At 67.2% G+C, this 26008-nt stretch carries 25 protein-coding genes and 2 pseudogenes; 14 read left to right on the top strand and 13 right to left on the bottom strand.

Annotated elements, in window-relative coordinates:
* Window positions 1–22: 22 nt before the first annotated feature.
* Window positions 23–484, bottom strand: coding sequence for a hypothetical protein (locus RHOOR87_RS0107995; protein WP_007507920.1), 462 nt, complete (start codon window positions 482–484; stop codon window positions 23–25).
* A gap of 330 nt (window positions 485–814) precedes the next feature.
* On the opposite strand from RHOOR87_RS0107995, the gene RHOOR87_RS0107990 reads away from it, so the two are divergent.
* From RHOOR87_RS0107990 to RHOOR87_RS0107965, 6 genes are all read left to right on the top strand, one after another.
* Entirely contained in the window at window positions 815–1024 is a 210-nt protein-coding gene (locus tag RHOOR87_RS0107990; RefSeq protein WP_007507922.1) for a cold-shock protein, read from the top strand.
* Between the two features lie 257 nt (window positions 1025–1281).
* On the top strand, window positions 1282–1491 hold the full coding sequence (locus RHOOR87_RS0107985) for a cold-shock protein (protein WP_007507924.1): 210 nt from the start codon (window positions 1282–1284) through the stop codon (window positions 1489–1491).
* Window positions 1492–1576: 85 nt separating this feature from the next.
* Entirely contained in the window at window positions 1577–2494 is a 918-nt protein-coding gene (locus RHOOR87_RS0107980) for an alpha/beta fold hydrolase (RefSeq protein WP_027484726.1), read from the top strand.
* Between the two features lie 52 nt (window positions 2495–2546).
* Window positions 2547–3608 carry an NADH:flavin oxidoreductase/NADH oxidase gene (locus tag RHOOR87_RS0107975; RefSeq protein ID WP_027484725.1) on the top strand — a complete coding sequence of 354 codons (1062 nt, stop codon included), beginning with the start codon at window positions 2547–2549 and terminating at the stop codon, window positions 3606–3608.
* Between the two features lie 18 nt (window positions 3609–3626).
* Window positions 3627–4502 carry a pirin family protein gene (locus RHOOR87_RS0107970; protein ID WP_027484724.1) on the top strand — a complete coding sequence of 292 codons (876 nt, stop codon included), beginning with the start codon at window positions 3627–3629 and terminating at the stop codon, window positions 4500–4502.
* 151 nt (window positions 4503–4653) lie between these two features.
* Window positions 4654–4956: a DUF962 domain-containing protein gene (locus RHOOR87_RS0107965; protein ID WP_027484723.1), complete on the top strand. Its 303-nt coding sequence runs from the start codon at window positions 4654–4656 to the stop codon at window positions 4954–4956.
* A 57-nt stretch (window positions 4957–5013) separates the two neighbouring features.
* Here RHOOR87_RS0107965 and RHOOR87_RS0107960 read toward each other — a convergent pair whose 3' ends face one another.
* Window positions 5014–5403: a cytochrome c gene (locus RHOOR87_RS0107960; protein ID WP_027484722.1), complete on the bottom strand. Its 390-nt coding sequence runs from the start codon at window positions 5401–5403 to the stop codon at window positions 5014–5016.
* A 123-nt stretch (window positions 5404–5526) separates the two neighbouring features.
* On the opposite strand from RHOOR87_RS0107960, the gene RHOOR87_RS0107955 reads away from it, so the two are divergent.
* The gene (locus RHOOR87_RS0107955) at window positions 5527–6315 is read left to right on the top strand and encodes a tRNA threonylcarbamoyladenosine dehydratase (RefSeq protein ID WP_037115194.1); all 789 of its coding nucleotides are present in this window, start codon (window positions 5527–5529) and stop codon (window positions 6313–6315) included.
* Between the two features lie 96 nt (window positions 6316–6411).
* On the opposite strand, the gene RHOOR87_RS0107950 is transcribed toward RHOOR87_RS0107955, so the two are convergent.
* From RHOOR87_RS0107950 to gluQRS, 3 genes are all read right to left on the bottom strand, one after another.
* Window positions 6412–7335 (bottom strand): sel1 repeat family protein, encoded by a 924-nt coding sequence (locus RHOOR87_RS0107950; RefSeq protein ID WP_015448250.1) that lies wholly within the window; start codon window positions 7333–7335, stop codon window positions 6412–6414.
* Between the two features lie 112 nt (window positions 7336–7447).
* Window positions 7448–8188 (bottom strand): beta-ketoacyl-ACP reductase, encoded by a 741-nt coding sequence (locus RHOOR87_RS0107945; protein ID WP_027484721.1) that lies wholly within the window; start codon window positions 8186–8188, stop codon window positions 7448–7450.
* Between the two features lie 110 nt (window positions 8189–8298).
* The gene (gene gluQRS, locus RHOOR87_RS0107940; RefSeq protein WP_027484720.1) at window positions 8299–9165 is read right to left on the bottom strand and encodes a tRNA glutamyl-Q(34) synthetase GluQRS; all 867 of its coding nucleotides are present in this window, start codon (window positions 9163–9165) and stop codon (window positions 8299–8301) included.
* Between the two features lie 107 nt (window positions 9166–9272).
* On the opposite strand from gluQRS, the gene htpX reads away from it, so the two are divergent.
* Entirely contained in the window at window positions 9273–10166 is an 894-nt protein-coding gene (gene htpX, locus RHOOR87_RS0107935; RefSeq protein ID WP_027484719.1) for a protease HtpX, read from the top strand.
* 164 nt (window positions 10167–10330) lie between these two features.
* The gene (htpG, locus tag RHOOR87_RS0107930; RefSeq protein WP_027484718.1) at window positions 10331–12199 is read left to right on the top strand and encodes a molecular chaperone HtpG; all 1869 of its coding nucleotides are present in this window, start codon (window positions 10331–10333) and stop codon (window positions 12197–12199) included.
* A 333-nt stretch (window positions 12200–12532) separates the two neighbouring features.
* On the opposite strand, the gene RHOOR87_RS0107925 is transcribed toward htpG, so the two are convergent.
* From RHOOR87_RS0107925 to RHOOR87_RS20725, 5 genes and pseudogenes are all read right to left on the bottom strand, one after another.
* Window positions 12533–13264: a hypothetical protein gene (locus RHOOR87_RS0107925; RefSeq protein ID WP_007507949.1), complete on the bottom strand. Its 732-nt coding sequence runs from the start codon at window positions 13262–13264 to the stop codon at window positions 12533–12535.
* A gap of 229 nt (window positions 13265–13493) precedes the next feature.
* Window positions 13494–14465 carry a restriction endonuclease gene (locus RHOOR87_RS0107920; protein WP_007507950.1) on the bottom strand — a complete coding sequence of 324 codons (972 nt, stop codon included), beginning with the start codon at window positions 14463–14465 and terminating at the stop codon, window positions 13494–13496.
* A 212-nt stretch (window positions 14466–14677) separates the two neighbouring features.
* Window positions 14678–14773: pseudogene (locus RHOOR87_RS20730) on the bottom strand (LysR family transcriptional regulator); the annotation flags it as partial.
* 110 nt (window positions 14774–14883) lie between these two features.
* Window positions 14884–15453, bottom strand: coding sequence for a hypothetical protein (locus tag RHOOR87_RS0107915; RefSeq protein ID WP_027484717.1), 570 nt, complete (start codon window positions 15451–15453; stop codon window positions 14884–14886).
* A 118-nt stretch (window positions 15454–15571) separates the two neighbouring features.
* Window positions 15572–16696 (bottom strand): annotated as a pseudogene (locus RHOOR87_RS20725) (NAD(P)/FAD-dependent oxidoreductase).
* A 171-nt stretch (window positions 16697–16867) separates the two neighbouring features.
* Here RHOOR87_RS20725 and RHOOR87_RS0107905 point away from each other — a divergent pair.
* Entirely contained in the window at window positions 16868–17491 is a 624-nt protein-coding gene (locus RHOOR87_RS0107905) for a phosphatase PAP2 family protein (protein ID WP_027484716.1), read from the top strand.
* Window positions 17492–17509: 18 nt separating this feature from the next.
* Here the strand turns inward: RHOOR87_RS0107905 and RHOOR87_RS0107900 are convergent, their stop codons facing one another.
* Window positions 17510–18133 carry a DUF4124 domain-containing protein gene (locus tag RHOOR87_RS0107900; protein ID WP_027484715.1) on the bottom strand — a complete coding sequence of 208 codons (624 nt, stop codon included), beginning with the start codon at window positions 18131–18133 and terminating at the stop codon, window positions 17510–17512.
* A gap of 322 nt (window positions 18134–18455) precedes the next feature.
* Between RHOOR87_RS0107900 and RHOOR87_RS0107895 the strand changes: the two genes are divergently transcribed.
* From RHOOR87_RS0107895 to RHOOR87_RS0107885, 4 genes are all read left to right on the top strand, one after another.
* Entirely contained in the window at window positions 18456–20669 is a 2214-nt protein-coding gene (locus tag RHOOR87_RS0107895; RefSeq protein WP_027484714.1) for a toll/interleukin-1 receptor domain-containing protein, read from the top strand.
* 80 nt (window positions 20670–20749) lie between these two features.
* On the top strand, window positions 20750–21148 hold the full coding sequence (locus tag RHOOR87_RS0107890) for a hypothetical protein (protein ID WP_027484713.1): 399 nt from the start codon (window positions 20750–20752) through the stop codon (window positions 21146–21148).
* Window positions 21149–21186: 38 nt separating this feature from the next.
* Window positions 21187–21348 carry a hypothetical protein gene (locus RHOOR87_RS20320; RefSeq protein WP_155950933.1) on the top strand — a complete coding sequence of 54 codons (162 nt, stop codon included), beginning with the start codon at window positions 21187–21189 and terminating at the stop codon, window positions 21346–21348.
* Window positions 21349–21491: 143 nt separating this feature from the next.
* A complete protein-coding gene (locus RHOOR87_RS0107885) occupies window positions 21492–23177 on the top strand; it encodes a hypothetical protein (RefSeq protein WP_027484712.1) in 1686 nt (561 codons plus the stop codon).
* Window positions 23178–23210: 33 nt separating this feature from the next.
* On the opposite strand, the gene pnuC is transcribed toward RHOOR87_RS0107885, so the two are convergent.
* Both pnuC and RHOOR87_RS0107875 read right to left on the bottom strand, forming a co-directional pair.
* Complete coding sequence (pnuC, locus tag RHOOR87_RS0107880) at window positions 23211–23798, bottom strand: nicotinamide riboside transporter PnuC (RefSeq protein ID WP_027484711.1); 588 nt, start codon at window positions 23796–23798, stop codon at window positions 23211–23213.
* Window positions 23799–23808: 10 nt separating this feature from the next.
* Window positions 23809–25992: a TonB-dependent siderophore receptor gene (locus RHOOR87_RS0107875; RefSeq protein WP_027484710.1), complete on the bottom strand. Its 2184-nt coding sequence runs from the start codon at window positions 25990–25992 to the stop codon at window positions 23809–23811.
* Window positions 25993–26008: the final 16 nt, after the last annotated feature.

Genomic DNA, 26008 nt, shown 5'->3' with positions numbered 1-26008 from the left:
CGCTCCTTCAGGCCCGGGCGGCCTACGGCGTGCTGCCGGCGGGGGCCGGGTTCGCCGCGCACGGCTTGCCGTGCAGGGCCTGCCGCAACTGGCTGGCGAGCGAGTTGCAGCGTGCCGCCAGTTGCGGCCGGATCTCCGGGTTCTTCGCGTCGCGCAACAGGCCGGCGCGCATCGCCTCGTAGCGGGATGGCAGCTGGCTCGGCGGGAAGATCTCCGCCGCGCGGTGGCAGGCCATGTAGCTGGCCAAGTAGTCGTCGCAGGCGGTGATGCCGGTGTTCTCCGACAGGTCGGGCTCGGCGGCGGGCCTGCGCGGGGCGGTCGCGGCATGTTCCCGGTGGGAGGCGCCGACAGCCTTCGTGGCGGCGGGTGCCGTCGCCGCGGTGGAACGGGTCGTTGTCTGGGTGCTGCGGGGATGCTGCGCGCAAGCAACCAGCAGCAGGCCTCCGAGCACGCTGGTCAGGGCAAGGCGGGACAGGGCAGGCATCATCGTTCTCCTCGGGGTGGCGACCGTGCCGGCCCTCGGGGTACCGGTACGGATACGGGGAATCGCCGCCACTAGAGCGCGACGAAGGTCAAGGGAATCTGAATTTGCCGCCGGCGCGACCGGAAACGGTGCATTCGTTCCATTCCGTTCGGCCCCGTTGTGCCGTTATGATCCGCCCACTGTGTTTGCCGGGGTCAGCAGAGTTTGTGGCCCGATGCAGCCGATCTGCGATCTGCCTCATCGTTCACCCCTGGGTTGTTTCCTTGCACACCAGTCAAGCCGGCCGGTTGCCGCATGGCGCCGCGTCTATAAACCTGTGGAGTGATTAACATGTCTGATCGTCAGATCGGTACCGTCAAGTGGTTCAATGATGCCAAGGGCTTCGGTTTCATTGCCCGTGACAACGGCCCGGACGTTTTCGTGCATTTCCGCGCCATTACCGGCGGCGGCTTCAAGAGCCTGCAGGAAGGCCAGCAGGTCTCGTTCAAGGTGGTGCAGGGCCAGAAGGGCCTGCAGGCCGAGGAAGTCACCCCGGCCTGAGTGCCGTCCCGTGTAAGGAAAACCGGGCAGCGATGCCCGGTTTTTTCCTGCCTGGATAATGTCCCTGGCAGCCCGCTTGACAAATCACTCACCGGCTGAAAATCCGTTATGCTTGGGCCACTGCGTCTGCTTGGCTACGTGAGTGCCCGGTAGGGATTTCCTGAATCCGACTGTTGCACCGGACCCTGCATGCTCAGTAAACCGTCGGCCCGTTGGGGCCGGTTTGTCTCAGCGTCTGGATAGGATCGGAGTGAGTCATGTCGGATCGTGAAGTAGGTACCGTCAAGTGGTTCAACGACGCCAAGGGTTTCGGTTTCATCAGCCGTGAAAATGGCCCTGACGTATTCGTGCATTTCCGCGCCATCACCGGCTCGGGTTTCAAGAGCTTGCAGGAAGGCCAGAAGGTGAGCTTCAAGGTCGTCGACGGCCAGAAGGGCTTGCAGGCCGAAGACGTCACCCCGGTCTGATCGTGGTGGCGGCGTTCGTTTGAAGAGGCCGGCGCAAGCCGGCCTCTTTTTTGTGGTGATGGCGGCAATTCGCTAGCCTGTGCGGATGTCCGACCGATCCATCGAGAGCACCCTCGCCGCGGCCGAGCCGCTGGTGGTTCCGGTAACCGCAGCCGACGGCGCGCGTTACGAATGGCTGGCCGTACTTCCTGCCGGCAGCTGGCGGCACCTGCTGTACTGGATTCCGGCGATGGGCATCCCGGCTCGGCATTACCTGCCGCTGGCCCAGGCGCTGGCAGCGCGGGGCATCGCGGTGGTGCTGCACGAATGGCGCGGCATCGGTTCCAGCGATCGGCGCGCCGGCCGCGGCAGCAATTGGGGTTATCGCCAGTTGTTGCAGGACGACCTGCCCGCGGGCCTGGCCGCCGTGCGCCGGCGCTGGCCGCAGGCGAGCTGCCTGCTCGGTGGGCACAGCCTCGGCGGTCAGCTCGGCCTGCTCTACGCCAGCCTCCATCCAGGCGACTTCACCGGCCTGCTGCTGGTGGCCAGCGGCTCGCCGTACTGGCGATGCTTCCGGCGTGGCTGGCTGATCGGCGTGGCTTACGTGCTGGCACCCTTGCTGGCCAGGCTGGTGGGTTACCTGCCCGGGCGGCGGATCGGTTTTGGCGGCAACGAGGCGCGCGGGGTGATCTCCGATTGGGCACGCAGCGGGCGCACTGGCCGTTACGCGGCGGCCGGGATGGCGCAGGATTTCGAGCGCCGGCTGGCCGCGCTGCCACTGTCGCTGCTGGCGCTGCGCCTGCAGGAGGACTGGCTGGGGCCGCCGGCGTCGCTGGACTGGCTGCTGGGCAAGCTGGGACCGGGCGAACGCCGGGTGGAGGCGATCGCGCGGGAAGACCTGGGCGGCTTGCCGGCCGACCATTTCGGCTGGATGAAGACACCCGCGCCGATCGCCGCGCGCGTCGCCGACTGGCTGGCTGGGCCGGACGCAGCGTTCGCCGGGCGCGACGGCGCAGCGGGTTGATTCGCCGGGAGTCTGCCTGCATGTCGAGAGGCCCGATCTGCCGGATGCCCGCATGAAACTGTTCGATCCGTTCACCCAGCGCAGCCTGGCCCTGCGCAACCGCCTGGTGGTCTCGCCGATGTGCGAATACTCGGCCGTCGACGGCGTGCCGAACGACTGGCACCTGGTGCACCTGGGCAGCCGCGCGGTGGGCGGCGCGGGGGCGGTGATCGCCGAGGCCACCGCGGTTTCTGCCGAAGGCCGCATCTCGCCGCAGGACACCGGCCTGTGGAACCAGGCCCAGGTGGAGGCGTGGCAGCCGATCGCCCGCTTCATCAAGGCGCATGGTGCGATCGCCGGCGTGCAACTGGCGCACGCCGGGCGCAAGGCGAGCACGCTGCGGCCGTGGGAAGGGCATGGCCCGGTGCCGGCCGGGCAGGGCGACTGGCGCATCGTGGCGCCGTCGGCACTGCCGTTCGACGATGGCTGGCAGGTGCCGCAAGCGCTGGACGAGGCGGGCATCCAGGCGGTGATCGCGGATTTCCGCGAGGCCACCCGGCGTGCGTTGGCGGCCGGCTTCAACCTGGTCGAGGTGCATGCGGCGCATGGCTACCTGCTGCACCAGTTCCTGTCGCCGCTGAGCAACCGGCGCGAGGACCGCTACGGCGGCAGCTTCGAGAACCGCACCCGGCTGGTGCGCGAGGTGATCGTCGCCGTGCGCGAAGTGTGGCCGGCCGAACTGCCGCTGTGGCTGCGTCTCTCGGCCACCGACTGGATGGACGAAGGCGGCTGGGATATCGGGCAGAGCGTCGAACTGGCGCGCCAGCTGAAGCCGCTGGGCGTGGACCTGATCGACGTCTCCAGCGGCGGCCTGCTGCCACACGCGAAGATCCCGCTGGGGCCGGGCTACCAGGTGCCGTTCGCGGCGCAGGTGCGGCGCGAGGCCGGTGTCGCCACCGGCGCGGTGGGCCTGATCACCGGCGCGGAGCAGGCCGCGCAGATCGTCGCCAATGGCGAGGCCGACGTGGTGCTGATCGCGCGCGAGAGCCTGCGCGACCCGTACTTCCCGCGCCGCGCGGCGCAACAGCTGGGTGCGAAGATCGACGCCCCGGCGCAATATCAGCGGGCCTGGTAAATCGTCGAGGAGAACATGATGGACGCCGTGCCGACCCTGGTTGAAGGTACCCGCCTGCACGATCTCGGCGACGGCTTCGTGGTGCGGCGCATGCTGCCGGTGCTGCTGGCGCGGCACGTCGGCCCGTTCGTGTTCTACGACCACATGGGGCCGGCCACGTTCGCCGCCGGCAACGGCATGGACGTGCGGCCGCATCCGCACATCGGCCTGGCCACGGTGACCTGGCTGTTCGATGGGGTGATCCGCCACCGCGACAGCCTCGGCAGCCTGGCCGACATCCGCCCCGGCGAGGTGAACTGGATGACCGCCGGCCACGGCATCGCCCACTCTGAGCGTACGCCGCCGGAGGCGCGCCAGGGGGGGCAGATGCTGCACGGCATCCAGGTTTGGGTGGCCTTGCCGCAGGCCGATGCCGAGGTGGCGCCGGAATTCCACCATCACGACCGCGACGCGCTGCCGCGGATTCGCCAGCCCGGCGTCGAAGCCGTGCTGATCGCGGGAACGGCCTATGGCGAGCGTTCGCCGGTCAAGGTGTTCGCGCCGATGTTCTTCCTCGAAGTGCGGCTGGAGGCGGGCGCCGAACTGGCGCTGCCCGCCGAGCATGCCGAGCGCGGCGTGCATGTGGTCGAGGGTGCGGTGCGCTGGGGCGAACTGGCGTTCGGCGCGCAGCAGATGGCGGTGCAGGCCGGCGCGTCGGCGCCCACGCTGCGTGCGCACGAGGCCAGCCGGCTGATGCTGTTCGGCGGCGCGCCGCTGGATGGCGAACGGCACCTGTGGTGGAACTTCGTGGCCAGCACGCGCGAGCGCATCGAGCAGGCCAAGGCCGACTGGCGCGAAGGCCGCTTCCCGAAAGTGCCCGGCGACGACAAGGAATTCATCCCGTTGCCGGACTAGCCGGCGCGGATTGTCTTGCTTCGTGGGGCGGGCACTGCCCGCCGCTCTTGCGCTTCATCAACATGCAAAACCCGGCGAGCAGTACCCGCCCTACAGAGCGCGCGGCATGTCTGCGTGGCAGAATCGGACCATCCCCTCGCGGAGCAGGAACATGTCCGGCTACAGCAGCTTTGCCGAGTTCTATCCGTTCTACCTCAGCGAGCACGGCAACCGCGGCTGCCGCCGGATGCATTTCATCGGCAGCACGCTGGTGATCGTTGTGGTCGTGCTGGCCCTGGCGAGCGGTCAGCTGCGCTGGCTGTGGCTGGCGCCGGTGGTCGGCTACGGCTTCGCCTGGATCGGCCACTTCGGCTTCGAGAAGAACCGCCCGGCTACGTTCAAGCACCCGTTGTACAGCCTGATGGGCGACTGGGTGATGTACGGCCAGATGCTGCGTGGCAAGATCCGCTTCTGACAGATTTTCTCCCTCCCCTGCTGGCAGGGGAGGGCCGGGGTGGGGTCGCTCTTCCCCTCAGCGGTACTGCTGGTGGCAGCTCTGGCAGGTCTCGCCGACCGGCTTGATCGCGGCCGCCACCGCTGCGCAGCTCGCCGGCGCGGCCTGCACGGCCTGGTGCAGGCGTTCCTGCAGCTGGGCGGCGTCGTCGGTGAAGGCCTTTTCGTCGATGCCGAACACCGGCGTGATGTCGCTGGCGGTGGACTCCAGGCGGGCCAGGTGATGTTGCACCTTCACCGGGTCGCACTGCTTCGCCTTGATCGCGTTCTTCAGTTCGCCCACGTGGTAACCCATCGTCTCCATCACCGCCTTCGGCATCGGGTTGCGCGCAGCCAGCGCGTTCATCACGTTGGCTGTGCCGATCACGCCGATCACCAGGCCAAGCAGGATCATCAGGGCTGCGCGCATCGCTACGATTCCTCAGGTGGGGAAACCCGCAGGATAGCGCGCGCCGCCGCGCGGCATCCATGCGGGCAGGATAAAATGGTGCCTTTGCAACAGGATTCCCCGGTGACCCACGCAGACACGACCATGCAGCCGCCCGGCGCGACGTTCCCGGCCGAACGCTTCGCCGGCGTCGAGCGGCTGTACGGCAGCGGCAGCGTGGCCACGCTGGCAGGCAAGCACGTGTGCGTGATCGGCATTGGCGGCGTCGGTTCGTGGGCGGCCGAGGCGCTGGCGCGCAGCGGCGTGGGCCGGCTCACCCTGATCGACGCGGACGAGGTCTGCGTGTCCAACACCAACCGCCAGCTGCACGCGCTGGACGGCGAGTTCGGCAAGTCGAAGGTGGGCGTGATGGCGGCGCGCGCGCACGCGATCAACCCGACCATCCGGCTGGAGGCGATCGAGCGCTTCCTCACCCCGTCCACGCTGGACGAACTGCTCGACCGCGGCTACGACGTGGTGCTGGACGCCTGCGACGCGTTCCGCGTGAAGCTCGAAACCATCGCCTGGTGCCGCCGGCGCAAGCTGCCGATCGTCAGCGTGGGTTCGGCTGGCGGTCGTACCGACCCCACCCAGATCCGCGTGCGCGACCTGTCGCGCACCGAGCACGACGCGATGTTCAGCCTGATCCGCAAGAAGCTCCGCGCCGATTTCAACTTTCCGCGCAACCCGGATCGCTACTTCGGCGTGTCGGCCGTCTATTCGCTGCAGAACGTGCAGTACCCGCAGCCCGACGGCAGTGTCTGCGGCACCCGCCCGCCCGGCGGCGACGCGCTGAACCTGGCCTGCGGTGGCGGACTGGGCGCGGCCACCCACATCACCGGGGCATTCGCTTTCGCGGCGGTGGGCAAGGTGCTGGAGAAGCTGCTGGGGTGAGTGGACACGGGCGCGAGCGCGCCCGTGCTTGCGTGTCGAGACGACCGGGGTCGGGTCAAGCCTGCCGTGCGGTTCTCGCGCCCGGGCGACGAACGGTTACGGATGGACGGGCTTGTCGTTCGCCGGTGGGTTGTTATCCGGGGTCTTGTCCGCAGCTTCCCTGGCCTCGCTGGCTGGGATCGGCATCAGGGCACCCACCGAGGTGGTGCCGGCTGGATCCGTCTTGAATTTCGGGTCGTAGGGGTTGTCGCTTTCGCGGAACTGCTGATAGGCCACCACGCCATGCATGTCATGTCCGCTGGTGATCTCGAAGCCCGTGGTGTCCGTATGCAAGGGCGCGCCCGTCATGCTCTTGCCCGTCCTGGGCGATGAGGGGCCGCCTCTCGATCCGACCTTCAGCGGCCCGGTGCTGCCGCCGGTGCGCGAGCCGGTCATTCCTGCGCGCACCTGGGCCCAGCGCATCTTGGCTCGATGCAGGGCGGTGGCGTCGCCGTAGGTAGGCTTGAGCTCGTTCCACAGGGCGTCGACCCGGGCGAATTCGGCTTTGCTCAGCGGCGTGATCATCAGGTCGCGCGCCGCGACGTATTGAGGTGTGCTGCGCTCGGCCGCCAGCACCATCCAGGCGGCGCCCAGTGGCCGATCCACCGGCACACCCTGGCCGCGGTAGTACATCACTCCGAGATTGTATTCGGCCGGCTTGTAAGCCCAGGACGCTGCAACCTTGTACATGTCGATCGCGTGGCGGTAGTTCTTTTGCTCGTAGGCGCGGGCGGCGAGCCTGAAAAAATACACCCCCGGTCTGGCGTCGCTCTCGGGGCTGGTGAAATCCTCGTTCGGCGAGGCGCCGAAGCTCGGGTCACTGTCGTACGAGGGCGCGTTGGTGGAAGGCGGGTAGGCAGGGGAAGCGGCAGTGCTGCCGGTGGCCGCCGCGCCGCTTTGCCCCCTGCACGGCAGCGCCACGGCGAGGGCCAGGCCAGCAAGCATCCATACGCAGGTGCCGGAAACACGTTCCATGACCATGAGCGATCTCCCTTCACCAGGTGGGTGGCAATGGGATATACGCCCGGGGCGGTCGGTGATGCAAGTGCGCGCCAGGTCATGCCGACGCGCCATCCGTTCGCTTGGCGCTGCCTCACCAGCCCATGTAATGCCCGCCGTTGATCGCTAGGTTGGCGCCGGTGATCCAGGCGGCCTGGTCGCCCGTGAAGAAGGCCACCGCGTGGGCGATCTCCTCCGGCTTGCCGAGGCGGCCGACCGGGATCTGCGCCACGATCTTTTCGCGCACTTCCTCGGGCACCGCCATCACCATGTCGGTGCCGACGTAGCCGGGCGAAACGGTGTTGACGGTGATGCCGAACTTCGCGTTCTCCTGCGCCAGCGAGATGGTGAAGCCATGCATGCCGGCCTTCGCTGCGGCGTAGTTGGCCTGGCCGTACTGGCCTTTCTGGCCGTTGATCGAGCTGATCTGCACGATGCGGCCCCACTTGCGCGCGCGCATGCCCTCGATCACCGGGCGGGTGACGTTGAAGCAGGCGTTCAAGTTGGTGTTGATCACGTCCATCCACTGCTCGTAGGTCATCTTGTGGAAGGTGGTGTCGCGGGTGATGCCGGCGTTGTTGACCAGGATGTCGACCGGTCCGTATCTGGCCTCGATCACGCGGACCATCGTTGCGCAGGCATCCGGGTCGCAGACATCGCCCTGCACCATGCACACGTCGATGCCTTCGGCCGCCATCGCCTTGCGCCAGGCTTCGGCCTTGTCCGGGTTGCGATAGTTGGTGGCCACCCGATGCCCCTGTCCGGCAAGGTAGCGAACGATCGCGCTGCCGATGCCGCCGGTGCCGCCTGTGACCAATGCCGTGCGCTGCGTCATGTCCTTGGAACTCCTGTGCAGGTGAAGCGGGGGCTGTCGCGCCGGAGCATGGCGGGAGCATGTTGCAGCCGTTGCCGCGGGACGCCGGTGCGTTGCGCATTTATAGCGTTTCAGGCGACGGAGTGACCGCTGCAATGCGGCAAATCCGCCGGGTCGAAGTTCGCCAGCGCCTGCACCAGCAGTTGGTGTGCATCCGCTGCCGCAGGCAGCGCCGGTACCCGCAGGAATGCCAGCGCCTGCCGCAGTGCCGGCAGGGGGGCGGCCGGGTCGATCGGAAAGGCCTGCCCGGACTTCGACAGCTTGCGTCCCTCGCCGTCCAGCACCAGCGGCAGGTGGCGATAAGCCGGCGTGGGCAGCCCGAGGCAGCGTTGCAGCCAGATCTGCCGCGCGGTGGAGTCGAGCAGGTCGAGCCCGCGCACCACCTCGGTGATGCGCTGGTAGGCGTCGTCCACCACGCAGGCGAGCTGGTAGGAATACAGCCCCTCGACCCGGCGGATCACGAAGTCGCCCACCTCGTCGCGCAGGTTCTGCCGCTGCGGTCCCTGCAGGGCGTCGTCGAAGGCGATGGCGATGTCCGGCACGCGCAGCCGCCAGGCCGGCGCCTGTGCCGCCTGCGGCGACGCGACGCAGCGACCATCGCGATGGATGCCGCCGGCATCGGCCAGTTCGCTGCGGCTGCACCAGCACGGGAACACCTGGTCTGCCGCGCGCAAGCGCTCGAACGCCGCGTCGTAGGCGGCAATGCGTTGCGACTGGAACAGCGCCGGCGCGTCGGCGCCCAGGCCGAACGCGGGCAGGGCGGCGAGGATGCTTGCCGCCGAACCGGGAACCTCGCGCGGCGGGTCGATGTCCTCCATCCGCAACAGCCACTCGCCACCGGCGTGCCGCGCGCACAGCCAGCTGCCCACCGCGGCGACCAGCGAGCCGAAGTGCAGGTGTCCGGTCGGCGAGGGGGCGAAGCGACCGCGATAGCTCATCGGCGCATCTTAGATGCCGTGCCGAGCCCTTGAAAGCGCCGGCCGCCGCCCCGAATTTTCAGTCCACCCCCAGTCCCCTTCATGACTGCCACGATAGAGAGACAGCCATGCGTCGCATCGCATTGTTCATTGCCACCAACCTTGCCGTCCTGCTCCTGCTGAGCATCGTCTGCCGCCTGTTCGGCATCGACCAGATGGCCGCCGCCCGCGGCTACGGCGGCATGGGCGGCCTGCTGGCCTACGCTGCCGTGTTCGGCATGGGCGGCGCGTTCATTTCGCTGGCGATGTCCAAGACGATCGCCAAGTGGTCCACCGGCGCGCGGGTGATCGAGCAGCCGCAGGACGAGACCGAGCGCTGGCTGGTCGACACCGTGCGCCGCCACGCGCAGAACGCCGGCATCGGCATGCCCGAGGTGGCGATCTACGACGCGCCGGAGATGAACGCGTTCGCCACCGGCATGACCAGGAACAGCTCGCTGGTGGCGGTCAGTTCCGGCCTGCTGCAGCAGATGAACCGCGAACAGGCCGGCGCCGTGCTCGGCCACGAGATCGGCCACGTCGCGAACGGCGACATGGTCACCCTGACCCTGATCCAGGGCGTATTGAACACGCTGGTGATCCTCGCCGCGCGCATCGTGGGCCGGCTGGTCGACAGCTGGATGTCCGGCGGCCGCGACGACAACCGCGGCGGCACCGGCATCGGCTACTTCGTGACGGTGATGGTGCTGCAGCTGGTGTTCGGCCTGTTCGCCTCGATGATCGTGATGGCGTTCTCGCGCTGGCGCGAGTTCCGCGCCGACGCGGCGGGCGCGCAGTTCGCCGGGCGAGGCGCGATGATCTCGGCGCTGCAGCGGCTGCAGGCCAACCATGGCGAGAGCACGCTGCCGCAAACGATCGCCGCGTTCGGCATCTCCGGTCCGCTGGCCGAGGGTTTCAAGCGCCTGTTCATGAGCCATCCGCCGCTGGAGGAGCGCATCGCCGCGCTGCAGAACGCCGGCTGACCTCTGCTTTGCTCCCTCCCCTGCAAAGCAGGGGAGGGTTGGGGTGGGGTGCTCTTGACCTTGCCTGAATGCCAAGATCAAAGGCGAACCCCCTCCTGACCTCCCCCTGCAAGCGGGGGGAGGGACCATCTCACATAGTCAACGCAACAACGGAACATCCACGCATGAACGCACCCGCCGAAACCCGCAAGTTCGAAGCCGAAGTCGCCCAGGTGCTGCACCTGGTCACCCATTCGCTGTACTCGCACAAGGAGATCTTCCTGCGCGAGCTGATCTCCAACGCTTCCGACGCCTGCGACAAGCTGCGCTTCGAATCGATCGCCAAGCCGGAACTTTCCGCCGGCGACAGCGAGCTGCACATCGACGTCAGCTGGGACCCGGCCGCGCGCACCGTCACCGTGCGCGACAACGGCATCGGCATGAACCGCGACGAGGTGGTGGCGAACATCGGCACCATCGCCAGCTCCGGCACGCGCCGTTTCCTGGAGGCGATGTCGGGCGAACAGAAGGCCGACGCGCGGCTGATCGGCCAGTTCGGCGTGGGCTTCTACTCCGCTTTCGTGGTCGCCGACAAGGTCACCGTGCTCAGCCGCCGCGCCGACGCGCCGGCCGGCGAGGGCGTGAAGTGGGAGAGCGACGGCAAGGGCGAGTACTCGCTGGAGCCGGTCGAACTGGCCGAGCGCGGCACCGCCGTGATCCTGCACCTGAAGGCCGACGAGGACGAGTTCCTCAGCCGCTGGCAGCTGCGCGCGCTGATCACCCGCTACTCCGATCACGTGGCCTTCCCGATCCGCATGCCGGTCGAGAAGGACGGCAAGCCGACCGACGAGTTCGAGACCATCAACGCCGCCTCGGCGCTGTGGACCAAGCCGAAGTCGGAGATCAGCGACGAGGACTACCAGAGCTTCTACAAGTCGCTCGGCCACGACTTCAACGACGCGCTGGCGTGGACGCACAACCGCGTCGAAGGTAGCCAGAGCTTCACCACCTTGCTGTACATCCCCTCGCAGCCGCCGTTCGACCTGATGATGGGCGGCCGCGACGAGCGCAAGGGCGTGAAGCTCTACATCAAGCGCGTCTTCATCATGGACGCGGCTGAAGAGCTGCTGCCGAACTACCTGCGCTTCGTGCGCGGCGTGGTCGACGCCGACGACCTGCCGCTCAACGTCAGCCGCGAGATCCTGCAGCACAACCGCCAGCTCGAGCGCATCAAGGCCGCCTGCGTCAAGCGCGTGCTGGACCTGATCGAGAAGCTGGCGAAGGACGAGCCGGAGAAGTTCGCCACCTTCTACAAGGCGTTCGGCAACACGCTCAAGGAAGGCATCAGCGAGGACGCCAACAACCGCGAACGCATCGCCAAGCTGCTGCGCTTCGCCTCCACCAAGGGCGAGGGCAGCCAGCAGACCGTCGCGCTCGACGACTACATCGGCCGCATGGCGGTGGGCCAGGACGCGATCTGGTACATCACCGCCGACAGCTACGCCGCCGCCTTCGGCAGCCCGCAACTGGAAGCGTTCAAGGCCAAGGACATCGAAGTGCTGCTGATGTCCGACCGCATCGACGAGTGGATGATCGGCTCGCTCAGCGAGTACGAAGGCAAGAAACTCAAGAGCGTCGCCAAGGGCGAGGTGCCGCTGGACGAAGCCGGCAAGAAGAAGCAGGAAGAGGCGACGAAGGAAGCCGCGCCACTGCTGAAGAAGCTGAAGGATCTGCTCGGCGACCGCGTGGCCGACGTCAAGGTTTCCGCCCGCCTTACCGACTCGCCCTCATGCCTGGCCCTTTCCGATTACGAGATGGCGCCGCACCTGGCCCGCCTGCTGCGTGAAGCCGGTCACGAGATGCCCGAGAACAAGCCCACGCTGGAGATCAACCCGCAGCACGCGCTGTTGAAGCGTGTCGAGGCGGAAGCGGACGAGGCGAAGGCCAAGGATCTGGCGACCCTGTTGCTGGAGCAGGCGGAGATTGCGGCCGGCGCGCAGTTGCCGGATCCGTCGGCGTTCGTGCAGCGGATGAATCGGGTGTTGCTGGGGTGAGGCGCGAGGTACTTTGTTGATATTAGAGAGCCCGCCATCCGGCGGGCTTTTCTTTGCTCCCTCTCCCCTGCGGGGGGCGGGCGGGTGCCCGCCACGCTCTTTCCTTTTCGTCATTCCGGCGAAGGCCGGAATCGCTTTTGCATTTCTGTGCACTGGCATTGGGGCGAAGAGCTTTCGTGCCGCTACGCGGCCTGTTGTCCCCAGTTCATCGCCGCACGCGAGCCCGGGTAGAACGGCGGGCCATCCTGGCCCGCACTCGGTACACTCGCCGCGCGGGCTAGGGCGATTTAATTGCCCCGTCCTGCTAGTTCAAAATCGCCTTCATAGCAGGCTTCAGGTTGCCGACGGATCGCAGAACTTGCGGATGATTTCCAGTTGCCCCTGGGTAAAGTTGCTGGTGGTGACGATGAACCAGGATTGAGCGGTGCTTACCTTCAGCGTCTTGACGTTGCCGGTGCTGCTGTAGATGGCCGAGCGAATGTCCTGTGCTCGAAAACTTCTCTTGCAAAACATACTAGTGTAGAAAATTTCTTCGCCCCGAAGCTCCACCCTGCAAAACAGTTTATTTGTGGCCGTCAACACGATAAGAGTACCAAACAGGCTGAAAAGCATGCATATGGCGAATGAACTCAGACTGGAGTGTTGCATGAACCCGGCAACGCCAAGGGCAATCATGCCGAGACCGACCACCCAGCCGAGAATCACTCCGATCCACACATTTTCGAGTGGCTTCAGAGTCATCGGCGACTGCAATGGTCTTGGCTCGTAAAGCTGACGTTGTCGCGCTTCTTCGACTCGACGTTCGTGCATTTTGCGGTTCAGATCCTGGTGGCGCTGTGTCGTCTTGAAGATGAGCAAGGACATGGATGCTAGGACGAGGATTCCCAGCGCCAGAAGGCACCAGTCGAGCGATCGATTCGCCAGAATCGGTATGGCCCCGACGATCGCATCACGTTTTTGCGTAAACAAGGTAAGCGCGCCGAGCGTCAGTGCAGCGAGTCCAATGGGCTGGCCCAAGAAAAAATACGGAGGAAGTTTCGCTTTCGGCACTTGCGGAGGTGTCATCGAAAATTTTCCAGGTAGTGGGTTGATGAATTACAAAAATGAGGGGAGATTTCTTTGTTAATGCTTGAAGCAATGGTCTAGGTGCCACACAAGATAGGCCGCATGAGACCGCAGGTCGGGGTTGAACGGTATGCGTAACCCCCGCTCCATCAACTTGTCTAGCTCATGGTGTACGCCATTGGGTGGGTTTAGACACATCTGGTTTCGAGTATTGCCGCACGAAGGAACATCAGCGCAGCGGCATCTCCTTCGTGGTCTTCTCCAGAATCTTCATCGACTCGGCGTTCCTCTTTTTCCACTCGCGCAATTCCGCGTCGTCCTGCGAATCGCTCGCATAGATCACTGCATGGGCGCGTGGTGTCGATGCTGTGGGGCGATGAGGGATCGACGGCGGCTCCGGTCCGAGTGTGGGCTGGAAAGCGGCAGTAGGCGCAGCGATCTGTCGTGCCTGCGAGGTGCTCGCTGTAGAAGGCGAGAGTCCCGCAATGAGGAGCAGGCTGGCGGCGATGCTTCCGCCAAACGCCAGCGGCGTATCCAGCGGATGTGTGGCGCGAGCCTTGCCGGATTGCAGCTTACGCACCGTGGCGATCAGTTCGCCGCCGTGGATCAGCTCGATGGGTTTGCCTTGGGCGAAGCGGTGGGCGTCGGGGGTGTAGTCGCCAAGCGCCACGATCTTCACGGCAGCGGCCTGGTGGTGCACGAGCAGGCCGTACATTTCGCGCACGACTTTGACGCCGACCTGTCGGTTCTGCCATTGCTTGCATTGCACCAGCGTGGTCTGGCCGTTCCTGCGCAGGATCAGGTCGATGCCGCCGTCGGCGCCGCCGAGGCCGGTTTCTTCGATGGCGTAGCCCTGGCGACGAAACGCTTCGCCGGCGAGCAGCTCGAATTCGCTCCAGCGCATGGTGCGCAGGCTTTCGATGCCGGTTTGCGAGTCGAGTAGCCGGCGACGCTGGTTACGTTTGACAAGTGAGACGAGCGCGCCGATCCAGCAGCCCGCGAGCAACATCCACGCGAGCGGCGCCAGCATGCCGTCGCGAGCATCCTTCGCAATGCCTGCGGAAAGAGGATCGGTGTGGGCGCCGAAGTACCAGCCGATGCCGAAGCGGACGGCGAGATAACCGATCAGCCCGAGCAGGACACCTGCCTGCCATGGCATCGAGGCGATCTGCTCGATGCCGCTTTGCTTGTGTTTCGCCATATCACTCCCCCTGAGTGCTCCCTGGCGAGGCCCACCGTACTGCAAACGTCCGCCGGGGAAAACCGGGCGCCATACCCGAATATCCGCTGACAACGGTTTGCTCCCTGGCTTGCAAGTCAGAAGCTCCGAAGCGAAAGGCTCGACGCTCTGCGCGCGACGGTAATAGTCCTGCGGCTGGAGGTGGTCGGCATGGCATGAAGGATTTTGAGCCTAGCAGCCGCGCTCACCCGTCGTTGCGTGCGCGAGCCGATCGGTACGGCAATCGTGTCCTGCGTGAGGCGTGCGTCGTAGCGGATGTCGGCGTCGCAACTCACCGTACGTTCCGCTTCCAGCAAGAAAGGCCAGTCGCATGCGGCGGGCCTTTCACTGTTTGCTGCCAGGTGCTACCCGGGAGCAGGCGGCCTTCTTCCTGGCCGGATTACCCTCCGTGCCCGGGCACGCGTGCAGGTGCGGGGCTGGGTGTGTTGCGGGTGGCGTTCTGGATGAGCGGAGTCGGTGCGGACCGGTAGTTCATGGGGTTCGAGGACCGGTCCATTCTCCGGTCGTCGTTGAATCGGATCCGTGCCCCGCGGTTGATGGAATCCCGGCTCGCCAGCGCCAGCCGGTGGCCATCGATATGGACCCAGTACCAGGAGCCCGACGGCACCGGCGAGCTTGATACGAAGGCAAACTGCGCGTCGTAGTCGCCCTCGGTGCGAGGCGTGGTGCGCAGGACCAGGTTGGCGACGAACTGGCTGGACACGGGGCGCCCGTGTTCGGTCGCCGGCTTGACGATCATTTCATTCAGGTTCTGCAACAGCAGCCGGCGCAGCCGCGGCGAAAGTTCGATCGCCGGCGAGGCGTCGGTGACCTTGCCGTGGGCGTTCACCTGCACCAGCACCGGCATGACCTTGGGCCGGAATTCGTTGAGCGAGCCCGAGGAAGCCAGGGCCGTGCTTGCCGCGAGCGACAGCATTCCGAAAAGCAGGGTGGTTTGGAACCGTTTCATGGTGACCTCCTCGGAGCATCACGGAGTCGCGTGGAGACTCCGGTGCATTGTGGCATCTCTCCGGTATGCCGGCTGTTATCGCGCGGTGCTGCCGCGTCCACCGGCAAGGTGCTCGTGGTTACCGCTGGCAAGCCGCCGCCAGGCCGGCGATGCGCCGGGCCTCGATGCCGATCTCGCGCAACTGTCCGGTGGGCGCGGCGATCAGGCCGCAGAAGAACAGCCCCGGTTCGGGCGTTGTCCGGCCGCTCGCCAGCGGCATGCCGTGGTCGTCGAGGACGCCATGCGCCTCGGGCAGCAACGGGCGCAGGTCGGGCCGGAAGCCGGTGGCGAGGATGACGGCAGCGAACGGTTCGGCTGGCGACTGCGCAAACACCACGCCATCGCGGGTGAAGCGCTCGATGCCGCCGCGCAGCTTGATCGTGCCGTCGCGGATCCGGGCCAGCGTGCCCACGTCGAGCAAGGGGATGTGGTGGTCTTCCTCGATCATGCGGCGCGGCCCCTTGCGGGCGATGGTCAAGCCGAGCTTCCCGGCCGGGCCGATGACGAGCCGGATCGCCGGCGCGTTGATGAAGTCGGCCACGCGTGCGGGCAGGCGCGCCTGCGCGATCGCCCAGGTCAGGATCGGAATGCCCCGCAGCTCGTGTGGCAGGATCTGCACCGGGCCGCGCACGGCCAGCGTCACGTCGACCCCGGCTTGCGCCAGGTCCAGCGCAATCTCGCCGCCCGAATTGCCGAAGCCCACCACCAGCACGCGCTTGCCCGCGCAGGCCGCCGGGTTGCGATAGTCCCTGCTGTGAACAAGCAGGCCTTGATAGGTATCCACCCCCGGTCAGCGCGGACGGTGCGGGAAATCGGCCCAGCCGGTTGCGATCGCCACCACCGGCGCGGTGAACTCGCCCCGCGCCGTTTCCACGCGCCAAGCGGAACCATCGCGACGGACCGTGCGCACCGCGCAGTGGAAGACCGGCTGCAGGTCGAACTGCGCCGCGTAGCTTTCCAGGTAGTCGACGACTTGGGCGCACGATGGATACCTGGGCCAGCTGCGCGGCATCGCCATGCCGGGCAGGCCGGAGTGGCCACGGTCCGTGTGCAGGTGCAGCCGGTCGTAGTGGCGCCGCCATATGGAAGCGACCGCACCGGCCTTTTCCAGGATCACCACGTCGAGGCCGCGCTGGCGCATGCATGCCGCGCAGGCAAGGCCGGCAGGGCCCGCGCCGACGATGATCGCGTCCGCACTTTGCATGAGGTTCCCATTCGTCCCGGCATCCGGGTCCGGCCAAGGTAGCCCAGAGTGCGCTTCTTCCGCGCGCGGTTCGACGGCCCTTCCGGGCCGGTCGCGTAAGCCAACCGAAAGCTGGGCTGCGTAGCGTTCGGGCCGGAAGGCAGGCGCTGCCTGTCATGCGGGAGCCGCGAGATGCCTGCATTGCGATCCTGGCTATGCGCCGCCGCCATCCTGGTTTCGGGCGCTGCCCATGCGGGAGGCGGCCCGCTCGGCATCGACCACCGCGTCCACTACGACAACAGCGGCATCTGGAAACGCTCCAACCAGAATGCCCTGATGTACGGCATGATCGGTGCGATCGCCGGCGGCGCCCTGGTCTTTGGCGACAACGACCAGCTGGGCGACACGTTCTGGCGCTCGGTGGATGCCATGGTGATCACCGGCGTCGGCGCCGAGGCGATGAAATACACGTTCCAGCGCGAGCGGCCTTCACAGACCGACAATCCCGATCGCTTCTTCAGCGGCAGCCACGCGCAGAGCTTCCCCAGCGGGGAAGTGGCGGCGATATCGGCGGCGGTCACGCCGTTCATCGTCACCTACGGGCGCGACCATCCGGCCGTGTACGCGCTGGCCCTGCTGCCGGCGTACGACGCGGTGGCGCGGGTGAAGACCCGGGGCCATTGGCAGAGCGACGTGCTGGTCGGCGCCGCGCTCGGCACCGGGATCGGCCTGTGGGCGGCGCACCGGGATTCGCCGCTGATCATCAGCTGGCTGCCCGGCGGCTTCAAGGTGGGCTTCATCCATCGGTTCAAGTAGGGGCGGTACGCCGCCGCTTCAGCACTGCGTGCGGCCACCGGCCAACTGCTTGCACGGGTGGAAGATCGGCTTGTCCGATACCGGTGGCGGCTGGTGGTCATGGTCGCCGTCGTGGTCTCGGTCGCGATGGCGGCGCGGGTACGGCGGGGCGCCCCAGTAGGCGGGCGGGGCGTTGTAGACCGGCTGGCTCAGCTGGTTCTGGTAATCCGCGTTCTGCTGGCGCAGCGCCGTGTTCTCGGCCTGCAACCGGTCGCGCTCGGCCGCCTGGTCGGCCAGCGCCTGCTGCTGCTCCTCGTCGGCACGCTGCTGCGCCGCGTAAGCCTCGTCGGCGTCGCGCTGGGCCTTTTCGTCCAGCGCCTGCCGGCGGGCGTCGATGCGCTGCTGGTAGAGCGTTTCCAGGTGGCGTGAATCCGCATAGCGTTTCGCCAGCTCGTCCTGACCCAGGCGCAGGTAGCGGTCGATGACTTCGGTGTCGTCGGCCTGGTGCAGCAGCTCACCGTTGCCGCCCGGGCAAGGGTGGTCGGTATAGGCGACTTGCCCGCCCTGCGTGCACTTGTAGATGTTCTGGCCGGCGGCGATCGGTGCCGTGGCCAGCAGCATGGCGGCAGCCGAGAAGCGGATTCCCATCGTCAGGCTTTTCATGGTGGCCACATTCTGCCTCCGGCCGGTGTTGCCTGCACCATGGGTCCGGAACGGAAAGCCGCCAGGTGTGCGGCCTGGCGGTTTGGCCCGCGGAATCCAGCGGTATGCCTGCCGGTGCGCCGGAAGGTCGATCGCGCTGTTCCTGGCCCCGGAATCGCCGCCAAGCCCTGAAAAATGAGACTTGCATCACATTTCAAGTGCTATTGTGCCGCGTCACGGGTGCCTGCCGGAGTGTCCTGACCGGCCGGCGTCCGGGGTCAGGTCGAGTGGATGGGGACTTCCCGGCAAGGGAATGCGTCACCTCGTGCGGGAGCAACGCGTCATGACGCAAGCTTCCGCGGTGCCGGCATTCCGGTACCGCGCTTTCATCAGCTACAGCCACCGGGACAAGACCTGGGCGGGCTGGCTGCATCGGGCGCTGGAAACCTACGCGGTGCCGAAGCGCCTGGTCGGCCAGGCGACGGCGTTCGGCGAGATCCCCGCCCGCCTCGCGCCGATCTTCCGTGATCGCGACGAGCTGGCCAGCGCCACCGATCTGGGCCGCAAGGTCAACGAGGCATTGGCGCAATCGGCCAACCTGTTGGTGATCTGCTCGCCGCACTCGGCGACTTCGCACTGGGTCAACGAGGAAGTGCTGGCGTTCAAGCGGCTCGGCCGCAGCGAGCGCATCTTCTGCCTGATCGTCGATGGCGAACCCGGCGCCAGCGAGCTGCCCGGCCGCGCCGCCGAGGAATGTTTCGCGCCGGCGCTGCGTCATCCACTCGGCGCGGACGGTGAGTTGAGCCACCAGAGCACCGAGCCGATCGCCGCCGACGCGCGCGCAGGCAAGGACGGCAAGGCCAATGCCAAGCTGAAGCTGATCGCCGGCATGCTGGACCTCGGCTTCGATGCGCTGAAGCGGCGCGAATTGCAGCGACGCGCCCGGCGCATGGCGGCGCTGGCCACGCTGGCGTTGATCGTGATGGCGGCGACCACCGCTCTGGCGATCACCGCGCTGATCGCCCGCCACGCCGCCGTGGTCGCCAGCCAGGCGGCCGAGCGCCGGCAGAAGCAGGCCGAGGATCTGGTCGGCTTCATGCTCGGTGACCTCAACGACAAGCTTCGGCAGGTGTCGCGCCTGGACATCCTGGAAGCCGTCGACGACCACGCGATGAGCTACTTCCAGGCGTTGCCGACCGCCGACGTCACCGACGCCGCGCTGGCGCAGCGCGCCAAGGCACTGGAGAAGATCGGCAGCGTGCGCCAGGACCAAGGTCATCTTTCGGCGGCGATGGAGTCATATCAGGCGGCCTCGAAGCTTGCTGCCGCGCTGGCCGAGAAGGCTCCCGCCGACACCACGCGACAGCTCGCTTATGCGCAGGTCCTGGCCTTCGTCGGCATGACTCACTGGTATCAAGGGCAGCTCGATGCCGCGCAACGGAGTTTTGAATCAGCTCAAACCGTGCTGCAGCGGGCCGTGCCGAGTACGGCGGATGAACTGCCGTTGCAGTACCAGCAGGAGATGATCGAAAACAATATCGGTCATGTGCTCGAAGCACGCGGCCGGGTGGACGAGGCGGCCGGCCATTACCGCAACGCACTGGCGTTGTCCCGCAAGCTGGCGGCCGCCAGTCCCGGCAAGACCGAGTGGGCGCTGGAATTGGGCGGCGCGCACAACAATCTTGGCAAGCTGGCCTTGATGCGCGGCGACCTTGCGACGGCCATCACCGAATATGCTGCCGATGACGCAATCGAGACCGCACTTTCCGCACGCGATCCGCAGAATAACGACCAGCGCGAGAACATGCTTACCGTTCGCGCCATTCTGGGGCGCACGCTGGCCCTGAGCGGCGACGTCGATACGGGCATGCACGACCTGCAACAGGCGGTCGACATCGCCACACAATTGACGAAGGTCGATCCGGGCAACACCAGCTTCAAGGATCGTCTCGCCCTATATGCCTCGCAAACGAGCCGACTGCATCGCCTGAGCGGTGATCTGCCCGCGGCGCGGACGCTGAATGCGCAGTCGTTGTCCATTTTCCTTGCCTTGGCGAAACAGGATCCGGCGAACGTCGGTATGCAGCGCGAGTTCGCCGAGGCACAGCTTGAACACGCTGCGCAGTTGCAAGCGTCCGGCCAAGCCGATGCAGCGCGCAGGCAGGCGCAGGCGGCGCTGGCTATCCTCGCCCCATTGCTCGCCAGGCAGCCTGACGACCGCGCCACCCTGCTGGCGACGGCAGGAGCGCAGCTTTTGCTCGCGGCGGTATCCGATCAGGCGCGGGTCGCTCGACAACTGCGCAACGATGCTTTGAACGCGATGCGGGCGGTGAAAAGCGGCGGCGACGATCCGCGTCTGCTGGCGCTGCAGGTCGAGGCGCTGCTGGCGCAGGGCAGGAAAGCCGAGGCGCAGGCCGTGATCCGGCAACTGTGGAGCAGCGGCTACCGCGATGCGGTGCTGCTGGCCGTGCTGCGGCGCGAGCGGATCGACTACCCGGTCAATGCGGCCTTCCAGCAGAAACTGCTGGCGGCAACCGACACCAGCGCCCACCAGTAAGGCCGGGCGCAACGAACAGGGGACAGGCAACACCGGCAAGTGCGGTATCGGATCAAACCCTCATCACCAAGGAATCCATCATGCCGAACAATCTCCATGTCACGCTCGACACGAGCACGACCCCGCCAAGTCTCGATATCGATCAGAGTAACGGTGCGAACCACGTCAGCCGTAGCCCCAACGCGCAAACCATCACCTGGCAGCTGACCGGCAACGCGGCCTCGGGATCGTTCAATACGCAAAGCGATCCGGAACCCGGTTTCGCCTGGGTCGGCACGCCGCCACCCGCGGGTATCTTCGGGCCCCCAACGCTGAGTCCGAACGGCAACGAAATAACCATGAGCGACCTCAACAACAGCGCCAGCACGGCGGGAGAGTGGATCTATCAGCTGAGCGCCACGATTGGCAATGTGGTCTATCAGTCGAAGAAGACTTCCATCACGGGGCAGACTACGAATCCGTCGATCAAGAATACCTAGCGCCTGCATCCATCGGTTCCAACACTCTGGAGACCATCATGTCCAAGACCACCAGCAAGGAAAATCAGAACACCCCGGCAGTGCCTCCGCCCGCCGACAACGAGAAGGACGGTGCAGCCAACGAACCCGCTCCGGAATCCGGGCTGACAGGAACGCCAACGCCGGACCAAGCCACCAACCCGATGATAAAAAACACGTAGGCGCGTTGGCGCCGATACCACGCCATGCGTCCAGCAGCTCATGCAGCTTCGCGAGAAGGCAGCCGCATGGATTCCTGCGAAGCATGGGCCGGCGAAGCTGCGTGTGACCTGTCCATCGTGACCATTCATCGCCAGGAAGCCACATGACTCCACTGGTCATCGGCGTCACCAGCCATCGCAACATCCCCGCCGACGAAATCGAGCCGATCCGGCAATGCGTGCGGGATTTCCTGGCGCAGCTCCGGCACGATTTTCCCGGGCTGCCGCTGGTGGTGGTGTCCGCGCTGGCCGAGGGCGGCGACCAGTTGGTGGCGCAGGAGGCGCTCGCCGCCGGAGCGCGGCTGGTCGCGCCGCTGCCGCTGCCGCCGGACCTGTACGTCGAGGATTTCTCCAGTGCGGCCGTGCGTGCCGACTTTCACCGCTTGTGCAGCCAGGCCGAGGTCGTGCTGCTGCCGCAGCTGATGGAGCAGCCGCGGCAGGCGATCGGTTCGCCGGGCGTGCCGCGCGATCGCCAGTACGCCAAGGCGGGCGTGTATATCGCCAGCCACTGCCACATTCTGCTGGCGATCTGGGACGGCAAGGTATCGGGCCGGCTCGGCGGCACCGCGCAGATCGTCAACTACCACCTGAACGGCACCATGCCCGGACTGATCGACCGGCGGCAGGATACGCGCCACGTGCTCGGCGGTGGCGACGAGAGCCTGCTCTATCACATCGTCTGTTCGCGCGACGGGGCCGATGGCACACCGGCCACCGGGCTGGCGCCCCTGCAGACGCTGTGGCGCACGGGCGATACGGTTGCAGCCGCCGGCAGCCTGCCGGCGGACTTCCGGCTGATGTTCGCGCGCATGGTCGAGTTCAACGGCGAGTGCGACACGTATGCCGGCGAGATCGCGGCATCGGTGCGGCAGGCCGACGCGGCGGGTGACGCGGCAGACATCGACAGCCTGTTCCACGCCGCCGACTGGCTGGCGCTGCATTTCCAGCGGCGCGTGCTGCTGGCGATGCGTCTGACCTACACGCTGGCGGCGCTGATGGGCATCGCTTTCACCTTCTACGCCCATCTGCCCGCGCAGGATTTCCTGATCTATCTGTTCCTGCTGCTGTTCGCCAGCGGCGGCGCGGTGGCGATGCTGGCCCGGCGCCGCGGCTGGCATCGCAAGTACCTGGACTACCGCGCGCTGGCGGAGGGTTTGCGGATCCAGTCGTACTGGCAGCGGGCGAACATCTCGGCGAACGCCGACCACGAGTTCGCCCACGACAACTTCCTGCAGAGGCAGAACATCGAGCTGGGCTGGATCCGCAACGTCATGCGTGCCGCCGGCCTGCAGGCAGCGACCCGGCCGGCGGAACCGTCGCCTGCAGCACTGGCGGGCGTCATTGCGGAGTGGGTCGGCGAGTCCGGCAAGTCCGGGCAGCTTCATTACTACGAGCGCAAGACCGCCGAGCGCACCGGACTGCACCATGTCACCGAGGCAATCGGCTCGCTCAGCCTGTGGGGCGGCGTCGCGATCAGCGTGTTCTTGGCCGTATTCGTGCGCCAGCTGTCGCAGGACGCCAAGACCACCCTGGTGATGATCATGGCGGTGCTGTCGATCATGGCGGCCGTGCGCGAGGCGTATGCCTACCGCAAGGCCGACAAGGAGCTGATCCGGCAGTACCGTTTCATGCAGCGCATCTTCACCGGCGCGCGCGCCGCGCTGGATCGCACGGACGATCTGGTGCTGCAGCGGCAGATCCTGCTGTCACTCGGCGATGCCGCGCTCACCGAACAGGCCGAATGGACCCTGATGCAGCGCGAGCGGCAGGTCGAGCACAGCAAGCTCTGACCGTTGCGGACGGTTTGCGGGAGCCATGCCGCTTCAATGCGACGCGCCCAGGGGGTGTGGCGCCGGCGCCCTGGCCACGCGCCGCCATGCGCGCAGGCCGAGCACCGCCAGCAGCACGAAGCCGGCGTACAGCACCGAGGTGATCAGCAGGTGCTTGTAGACGTACTCGCCCACGTAGATCACGTCTACCGCGATCCACAGCCACCACGAAGCGACGTGCCGCTTCGCCTGCCACCACTGCGCGACCAGACTGAAGGCGGTCAGCGCCGCGTCCAGCCAGGGCAGCGCGGCGTCGGTGCGGTAGTGCATGAACGCGCCCAGCGCCAGCGCGCCGAGACCGCCGATCGCCAGGTGCGCGACGGCCTGCCGCCGCGGCAGGGCGGCCACTTCCACACGACCGTCCCCGCCCATGTGCTGCAGCCAGCGCCACCAGCCGTAGCCGATCAGCAGCGCGAAGGCCAGCTGCAGCAGCGCATCGGAGTACAGCTTGGCGTGGACGAACACCCACGCGTAGACCAGCACCGAGACCAGTCCCACCGGCCAGCACCACGGACGGCGGCGGGTGGTGAGCCAGACGGCCCAGGCGCTGACCAGCGCGGCGGCGAGTTCGATCCGTACCATGCGCCGGCGCTCAGAATGCCACGGTCAGCGAGAGCCGGGCCAGCCGCGGCGCACCCGGGAACAGGTAGCGGTCGCCGCCGGTGCTGCCGGTGTCGCGCCAGTAGAAGCGGTCGAACACGTTGTCGACGTTCAGCCGCCAGGTCAGCGCGTGGTCGCGCCACCGGCTCTCGTAGCGCAGTCCGGCGTCGAACACGTGGTAGGCCGGCACCTTGACCGTGCCCTCGGGCGTGGCGGGATTGCTGCCGGCGTAGCGCCAGCCGCCGAGCAGGCTCAGCTGCGGGGCGAACGGCAGGCGGTAATCCAGATAGACGGCCGAACGCAGGCGCGGCACGTTGATGACCTGGTGGCCTTCGTAGGCGGGCGTGCCGGTGTCCTGCGTGCGGGCACGGATCAGGTTGATGCTGGCAGTAAGGCGCAGGTCATCGCTGATGCGGCCGGCGGCGCCGAGCTCCAGCCCACTGTGCACCTCGCTGCCGCGCTGCACGAAGGTGAAGCCTTCAGGGGTGCTGTCCGGTTGCGCGAACTGGTAGGCCTGACGGATGCGGTACAGCGCGGCATTGAGGCTGAGCGCGTCGCTCCAGTCGTACTTCACGCCGGCCTCGAGCTGGCGCGACAGCATCGGCGCCAGCGTGGTGCCGCCGTTGGAGGTCCAGTACGGCGCCTGCGCGCCCAGCGACAGGCCCTTGCTGTAGCTGAGGTAGGTGGTCAGCGGCGCGATCGGCTGCCACATCAGCGCCGTCTGCGGCAGGAACTTGCTCAACCGGGTATCGCGTTGGAGCAGCCCGCTGCCGTCATAGTCGCGTTCGTGCAGGCGCACGAAGCGGCCGCCGCCGAGCAGCTGCCAGTGCTCGCCCAGGTGCAGGCGGTCCAGCGCGAACAGCGAATGCTGCCAACTGGTCAGCGTGCGCGCGGACGGCCCCGGCTGGCTCGGCGAGGGGGCGAAATAGGGCGGGTTGGCCTCGTCGATGTTGGCCGTGCCCACGTAGTCGTAGACATACGGCCGCTGATCGAGGGTGCGGCGGAACGCGCTGGCGCCAAGGCTGATCTCGTGGCCGATGGCGCCGGTGTCGACGCTGCCCTTGAGCACGGCGCGCACCTCGTCGTTGACGCGGGTGTCGCCGGGGCTGCGGAAATCGTAGACGTCGTAGTCGCCGTTCGGCGCGAAGAAATAGCCCGGCGTGGCGCCGCTGGCGCAGGCCGGCGCATAGAAGCAGCCGTAGGCGAAGGCGACGTTGTCGTTGATCCGGCTGCGGCTGTGGCCGGCCGAGAGCTGCACGCTCCAGGCGTCGCCGAAGCGGTGGTCGAGGCGCGCGGTGGTGTTGCTGGCCGCGATGCCCACCGGCTGCTGCCACGGCTCGAAGCCGAGCATGCGGGTGCGGCTGGGGTGGGGCGGCAGGGCCGTGCCGCCCAGCAGCTGGTAGCCGGAGACCGAGCGCTGGCCGCTGGTCTGGTAGTCGGTGTCAAGCTGCAGTGTGGTGTCCGCGCTGATCTTCCAGTCCGCCGCCAGCGAGAGGAAGTTGCGCCGGCCGTCGGCGTGCTCGACCCAGGAATGCATGTCCTCGTGCGCGGCGTTCACCCGCACGCCGAAGGCGGGCGACAGCCAGCCGCCGACGTCCACCGCGACGTAGCGCGAGCCGTGCGAGTCGGTGCCGACGGTGGCGCTGCGCACGTCGGCGGGGCGCTTGCTGACGTAGTTGACCAGGCCGCCCGGCGCGACCACGCCGGCCTCGAGTCCGCCCAGGCCCTTGAGGATCTCCACCCGCTGCTTGTCCTCCAGCGGCGTCAGCTGCTCGCCGCTGATGGTCATGTCGTTCAGCCGGTAGCCGGTGGCCAGGTCCAGCGTGAAGCCGCGGATGGCGATGTCCTGGTAGTAGCCGACCGGCGCGTAGTTGTCGCCGAGCGCCGCGTCGGAACGGGCCAGCTCGCTCAGCGTGCGCGGCTGGCGGTCGTCGATCTGGTCGCGGGTGATCACGCTGATCGAAGCCGGCGTGTCGTGCAGCGGCGCGCTGCCGAAGCTGCCGAAGGTGTCGATCTGCGAGCTGTCGGCGCGGTAGCCCTTGGCGCGGTCGGCTTCCACGCGGACGGGCGCCAGCTGCGTCGCTTGCGGCTTGTCGGCGCTGTCGTTGGCGTGGGCGGGCGCGACCGCCGCGAGCAGGGCGAGCAGCAGGGGAGTGCGGGAAAGTGGCATGGTCATCGTCGTCGTCGGTGGG

The organism is Rhodanobacter sp. OR87 (genome assembly GCF_000473345.1).
In the GTDB taxonomy this organism is placed as follows: domain Bacteria; phylum Pseudomonadota; class Gammaproteobacteria; order Xanthomonadales; family Rhodanobacteraceae; genus Rhodanobacter; species Rhodanobacter denitrificans.
This window is presented reverse-complemented; position numbering and strand designations above follow the sequence as displayed.

What these genes read in the sequence shown, in the direction of transcription:
- RHOOR87_RS0107875 (WP_027484710.1), bottom strand. Translation starts at nt 25,992, where the DNA reads ATGACCATGCCACTTTCCCGCACTCCCCTGCTGCTCGCCCTGCTCGCG.
- RHOOR87_RS0107900 (WP_027484715.1), bottom strand. Translation starts at nt 18,133, where the DNA reads ATGAAAAGCCTGACGATGGGAATCCGCTTCTCGGCTGCCGCCATGCTG.
- htpX (WP_027484719.1), top strand. Translation starts at nt 9,273, where the DNA reads ATGCGTCGCATCGCATTGTTCATTGCCACCAACCTTGCCGTCCTGCTC.
- RHOOR87_RS0107960 (WP_027484722.1), bottom strand. Translation starts at nt 5,403, where the DNA reads ATGCGCGCAGCCCTGATGATCCTGCTTGGCCTGGTGATCGGCGTGATC.
- pnuC (WP_027484711.1), bottom strand. Translation starts at nt 23,798, where the DNA reads ATGGTACGGATCGAACTCGCCGCCGCGCTGGTCAGCGCCTGGGCCGTC.
- RHOOR87_RS0107950 (WP_015448250.1), bottom strand. Translation starts at nt 7,335, where the DNA reads ATGGTCATGGAACGTGTTTCCGGCACCTGCGTATGGATGCTTGCTGGC.
- RHOOR87_RS0107970 (WP_027484724.1), top strand. Translation starts at nt 3,627, where the DNA reads ATGGACGCCGTGCCGACCCTGGTTGAAGGTACCCGCCTGCACGATCTC.
- gluQRS (WP_027484720.1), bottom strand. Translation starts at nt 9,165, where the DNA reads ATGAGCTATCGCGGTCGCTTCGCCCCCTCGCCGACCGGACACCTGCAC.
- RHOOR87_RS0107945 (WP_027484721.1), bottom strand. Translation starts at nt 8,188, where the DNA reads ATGACGCAGCGCACGGCATTGGTCACAGGCGGCACCGGCGGCATCGGC.
- RHOOR87_RS0107985 (WP_007507924.1), top strand. Translation starts at nt 1,282, where the DNA reads ATGTCGGATCGTGAAGTAGGTACCGTCAAGTGGTTCAACGACGCCAAG.
- RHOOR87_RS0107920 (WP_007507950.1), bottom strand. Translation starts at nt 14,465, where the DNA reads ATGGCGAAACACAAGCAAAGCGGCATCGAGCAGATCGCCTCGATGCCA.
- RHOOR87_RS0107905 (WP_027484716.1), top strand. Translation starts at nt 16,868, where the DNA reads ATGCCTGCATTGCGATCCTGGCTATGCGCCGCCGCCATCCTGGTTTCG.
- RHOOR87_RS0107990 (WP_007507922.1), top strand. Translation starts at nt 815, where the DNA reads ATGTCTGATCGTCAGATCGGTACCGTCAAGTGGTTCAATGATGCCAAG.
- RHOOR87_RS0107925 (WP_007507949.1), bottom strand. Translation starts at nt 13,264, where the DNA reads ATGACACCTCCGCAAGTGCCGAAAGCGAAACTTCCTCCGTATTTTTTC.
- RHOOR87_RS0107975 (WP_027484725.1), top strand. Translation starts at nt 2,547, where the DNA reads ATGAAACTGTTCGATCCGTTCACCCAGCGCAGCCTGGCCCTGCGCAAC.
- RHOOR87_RS0107955 (WP_037115194.1), top strand. Translation starts at nt 5,527, where the DNA reads ATGCAGCCGCCCGGCGCGACGTTCCCGGCCGAACGCTTCGCCGGCGTC.
- RHOOR87_RS0107965 (WP_027484723.1), top strand. Translation starts at nt 4,654, where the DNA reads ATGTCCGGCTACAGCAGCTTTGCCGAGTTCTATCCGTTCTACCTCAGC.
- RHOOR87_RS0107890 (WP_027484713.1), top strand. Translation starts at nt 20,750, where the DNA reads ATGCCGAACAATCTCCATGTCACGCTCGACACGAGCACGACCCCGCCA.
- htpG (WP_027484718.1), top strand. Translation starts at nt 10,331, where the DNA reads ATGAACGCACCCGCCGAAACCCGCAAGTTCGAAGCCGAAGTCGCCCAG.
- RHOOR87_RS0107980 (WP_027484726.1), top strand. Translation starts at nt 1,577, where the DNA reads ATGTCCGACCGATCCATCGAGAGCACCCTCGCCGCGGCCGAGCCGCTG.
- RHOOR87_RS0107895 (WP_027484714.1), top strand. Translation starts at nt 18,456, where the DNA reads ATGACGCAAGCTTCCGCGGTGCCGGCATTCCGGTACCGCGCTTTCATC.
- RHOOR87_RS20320 (WP_155950933.1), top strand. Translation starts at nt 21,187, where the DNA reads ATGTCCAAGACCACCAGCAAGGAAAATCAGAACACCCCGGCAGTGCCT.
- RHOOR87_RS0107915 (WP_027484717.1), bottom strand. Translation starts at nt 15,453, where the DNA reads ATGAAACGGTTCCAAACCACCCTGCTTTTCGGAATGCTGTCGCTCGCG.
- RHOOR87_RS0107885 (WP_027484712.1), top strand. Translation starts at nt 21,492, where the DNA reads ATGACTCCACTGGTCATCGGCGTCACCAGCCATCGCAACATCCCCGCC.
- RHOOR87_RS0107995 (WP_007507920.1), bottom strand. Translation starts at nt 484, where the DNA reads ATGCCTGCCCTGTCCCGCCTTGCCCTGACCAGCGTGCTCGGAGGCCTG.